Annotated in this window: 5 protein-coding genes; 3 read left to right on the top strand and 2 right to left on the bottom strand. The window is 62.9% G+C overall.

The window, feature by feature from the left end:
* Positions 1–825, top strand: an 825-nt coding sequence (locus NW857_RS03890) for an undecaprenyl-diphosphate phosphatase (RefSeq protein WP_414365076.1), incomplete at its 5' end; no start/stop codon positions are given.
* Here NW857_RS03890 and NW857_RS03885 read toward each other — a convergent pair.
* Complete coding sequence (locus NW857_RS03885) at positions 785–2,368, bottom strand: NAD(P)H-hydrate dehydratase (RefSeq protein WP_414368000.1); 1,584 nt, start codon at positions 2,366–2,368, stop codon at positions 785–787. The genes NW857_RS03890 and NW857_RS03885 overlap by 41 nt on opposite strands.
* 5 nt (positions 2,369–2,373) lie before the next feature.
* Positions 2,374–2,769, bottom strand: a complete 396-nt coding sequence (locus NW857_RS03880; protein WP_414348853.1) for a VOC family protein — start codon at positions 2,767–2,769, stop codon at positions 2,374–2,376.
* Between the two features lie 149 nt (positions 2,770–2,918).
* On the opposite strand from NW857_RS03880, the gene NW857_RS03875 reads away from it, so the two are divergent.
* On the top strand, positions 2,919–3,140 hold the full coding sequence (locus NW857_RS03875) for a hypothetical protein (RefSeq protein WP_414332711.1): 222 nt from the start codon (positions 2,919–2,921) through the stop codon (positions 3,138–3,140).
* A 102-nt stretch (positions 3,141–3,242) separates the two neighbouring features.
* The coding region (locus tag NW857_RS03870) for a ribulose-phosphate 3-epimerase (RefSeq protein WP_414367999.1) at positions 3,243–3,646 on the top strand (404 nt) is incomplete at its 3' end.

Here is a 3,646-nt window from a genome sequence, read left to right as displayed (position 1 = left end):
GCCGACACCTGGTATCCCAACTGGTGGCAGGCCCTGCTCTTGGGCATGGTGCAGGGGATCACTGAATTTCTGCCCATCAGCAGCACGGCGCACCTGCGGGTGGTTCCGGCTTTGCTGGGCTGGCCAGATGCAGGCGCTTCCTTTGCGGCGGTAATCCAGTTGGGCAGCTTGGGGGCGGTGTTGATCTACTTTGCCTCTGATCTGCGCCAGGTGCTCCTTGGCTCCTGGAAGGCTTGGCAGGAGCGAGATTTCCAGCAGGAGTCTTGGCGGCTGCTCATAGGGATCCTGGTGGGGACGTTGCCGATTGTGGTTGCCGGATGGGCCGTCAAGGCCATTTGGGGATCCCCACCCCGCCAGTTGGGGGTAATTGCTGCTGCCGCCATTGGCTTGGCGCTGGCTTTGGGCTGGGCGGAACGGGTGGGGAAACGCCGGCGAGATCTGCACAGCCTGGGCATTGGGGATGGGCTCTGGGTGGGGCTGGCCCAGGCTTTGGCTTTGATTCCAGGGGTCTCCCGCTCCGGTGTGACGCTGACGGCGGCTCTGTTGCTGGATTTGCAGCGCTCGGCTGCCGCCCGCTACTCCTTTTTGCTGGGGATCCCGGCCCTCTTTTTGGCGGGGGTGGCGGAGTTCATCTCCGAGTTTAAGGCAGAGGCGCTGCTGTCGCAGGGGTTGGGGACGCTCTCGGCCTTTGTTTTCTCCTACGGGTCCATCGATTGGCTCATTCGATTTTTGCAGCGCAGCAGCACCTGGCTGTTTATCGCCTACCGGATTGGGTTTGGCCTGTTCATTTTCCTGGGGCTGGCCCTGGGGTTCTTGCAACCTTAAGCCGACTTAGCGCCTTGGGCAGGTACTCCCCTAGGTGGGCCGGATCCACCCCTGTTAGACCCCGCTCCCCCGCCAGTTGGATAGCGGCTTGGGCATGCCACCACACTCCGGCACAGGCACAACTGAGCAGCTCCGCGATCCCCATCGACTGACCCAGTTGGGCCCTTCTGCGCGCCACCAGGCCGCCGATTAAGCCAGTTAGGACATCGCCGCTGCCACCGCGGGCCAAAGCCGGTGTGCTCTCCGGGTTGACCCAGCATTCCCCCCTAGGAGAGGCGATGACCGTCCGTGCTCCCTTTAAAACCACCACTGCTCCACTCTGGGCTGCCGCCTTTTGGGCTGCCTCCATGCGATCCGCAGGCGGGATCCCTGGAAAAAGCCGGCGAAATTCCCCCAGGTGGGGGGTGAGGATGGCTTGGATCCCGTTTTCTTGCAAGCGCTCCACCCCCATCTCCGCCAGGGCATTGAGGCCATCGGCGTCGATAACCCAAGGGATCCCGGCCCAATCCTGCAGCAAGCTCTCCAGCAGTCGCCGGCGGGCTTCTCCTAGGCCGGGCCCCACCGCCACCGCCTGGAAAGGTTTTTCACCCAGCGGCGGCAGAGCCGGGATCCCTTCCCAGGGGTGAACCAAGGCTTCCGGCAAAGTGCTGTGGATGAGCCCCTTCAATTCCGCCGGCACCGCCAGGGTTACCATGCCCACGCCACTGGCGCGGGATCCCAGCCCGGCCAACACTGCCGCCCCGGCATAGGCCGCCGACCCTGCGACCACTAGCAGGGATCCCTGGCGGTATTTGTGGGTATCCAAAGGCGGGTCAGGGGGAAAATGCGGCCAAGGGTTCAGCAACAACTGGGGAGCCGCCTCTGCCGGGCAGGCCCAAGGGGGGATGCCAAAATCAAGGCGATGCAGCCGTCCCACCCAGGGCAGAGCCGCCTCCTGCCACAGGCCCCGTTTCCAGAGGCCGAGGGCATAGGTGTGGCTGGCGCGGATGCAGCAGCCCCAGATCTCACCTGTCTGGTCGTTGAGGCCAGAAGGCAAGTCCAGGCTGAGGATGGGAATGCTGCTGCCGTTGGCCCACTCCACCGCCCCCGCCCAGGGATCCCCCAGGGGCCGGTTTAGGCCAATGCCAAAGAGGGCGTCGATGAGCAAGTCGCAGTCGGCCAACGCCTCCACCCGCTCCACAAACTCCGCTCCTAGAGCCCTGAGGTAGCGGGCGTGGTCGGCGGTTAGGGGTTTGAGATCCGGCTTCCCCAGCCAAACCTTTACCCCCTTTTGGGCTAGCTGCAGCTCTCGCCCAACCACCAAGCCGTCGCCGCCATTGTGCCCCGTGCCGCAGAGGATGCCAACGCGCTGCGCCTGGGGAAAATCCTGCCGCAACCGGGCAAAAACGGCCAGCCCCACCTTCTCCATGAGGGCGGCCACGGGCATGCCGGCAGCGAAGATCTCCTCCTCGAGGCGCCGCATCTGCGCCGAGCTGACCAGGGCGGTGGCCGGGTCAAGGGAGTTGAGGACGCTGCGCTGCTGGGGCAAAGAGGGCTCTGGCATGGCGGTCATGGCTGAGGGGGGCTTATGGAGCTCAGCTCGATCACATTCCCGTCGGGATCCCGAACAAACACAGCCGCCCGCCCGGAAGCGCTGGGCTGCACCTCATAGCCTGCCTGCAGCAAGCGGGCCTTTACCGCCTCCAGATCTTCCACTCCCAGCGCCACGTGGGGATGGCGCCCCCACTTCGCCTTGCTGCCACGACTGGCTTGCTGCCCTTGGTCAAGCGGCTCCTCAGTGACAATCAAATGAATCTGCGAAGACCCCACCTGGTACCAAGCGCCGGGAAAGTTAAAGGGAAACCGTTCTGCCTTGGGGATCCCGAGCACGGTTCCGTAGAAATGCTCAGCCCTGGCCAGATCGCTAACCCAAAGGGCGGTGTGCAGGTGCTGATAGGTGCTCATGACGTTGCTTGGGCGCAAGTTCCTGAAGCTGTCGAGAGAAAGTGTAAGGATTTTCTCCAAAAGACCTGTTCCGCCTGTGCGCTAAGGTGGAACTAGGGCAGCGGCGACGAGAATATCCTCTATCTTGCTTCTTGCCTAGGGGTTGGTCTATGGGATCCCGCACCAAGTTTTTCGGCACCGTCTTGGCCATGCTGGCCGTCAACAGCATCTACATGCAATTGCAGCAGCTTGCCCTGCGGCTGGAAGAAGAGGTAAAACCGGCTCCCTCAGAGCAGGCTGCTCCAGAGTCCCAGAGCAACGCTCAGCCGCCGCATCCCTGGGGTCATCTGGCCCAAGTTTTCCGGCATTGGGTCGAGGCCAGTCCCCTGTAACCCTAGTCTCCGAGCCAAGAGGCAGTTTGCAAAGGGGATCAAACCCCGTACCATAGAGGAGCAGGCTCCCCTTTCTTGCGGTTCACAGTTTGGATACTCACCATGACTCAGCCGTCAGCAGCCTCTGGGCAAAAGCCGATTGTTGTCGCCCCTTCGATTCTTTCGGCGGATTTTAGCCGCTTGGGGGAAGAAGTGCGGGCGGTGGACGAGGCGGGGGCCGACTGGATCCACGTGGACGTCATGGATGGCCGCTTTGTGCCCAATATTACCATCGGCCCGCTGGTGGTGGAAGCGCTGCGCCCGGTTACGGCCAAGCCTCTGGACGTCCACCTGATGATTGTGGAGCCGGAAAAGTATGTGGCCGACTTTGCCAAGGCGGGGGCCGACATCATCTCCGTTCATGCCGAGTCCAGCTCTACCATTCACCTGCACCGCACCCTCAGCCAAATCAAGGATCTGGGCAAACAGGCAGGTGTGGTGCTCAACCCCGCTAGCCCCCTGGAGCT

Origin of the sequence: Synechococcus sp. H55.9, assembly GCF_047462355.1 — a bacterium.
Lineage (GTDB): Bacteria > Cyanobacteriota > Cyanobacteriia > Thermostichales > Thermostichaceae > Thermostichus.
This window is presented reverse-complemented; position numbering and strand designations above follow the sequence as displayed.

Bases quoted from the DNA above. Each gene is read 5' to 3' on its own strand.
- NW857_RS03885 (WP_414368000.1), bottom strand. From the start codon at position 2,368: ATGCCAGAGCCCTCTTTGCCCCAGCAGCGCAGCGTCCTCAACTCCCTT.
- NW857_RS03880 (WP_414348853.1), bottom strand. From the start codon at position 2,769: ATGAGCACCTATCAGCACCTGCACACCGCCCTTTGGGTTAGCGATCTG.
- NW857_RS03875 (WP_414332711.1), top strand. From the start codon at position 2,919: ATGGGATCCCGCACCAAGTTTTTCGGCACCGTCTTGGCCATGCTGGCC.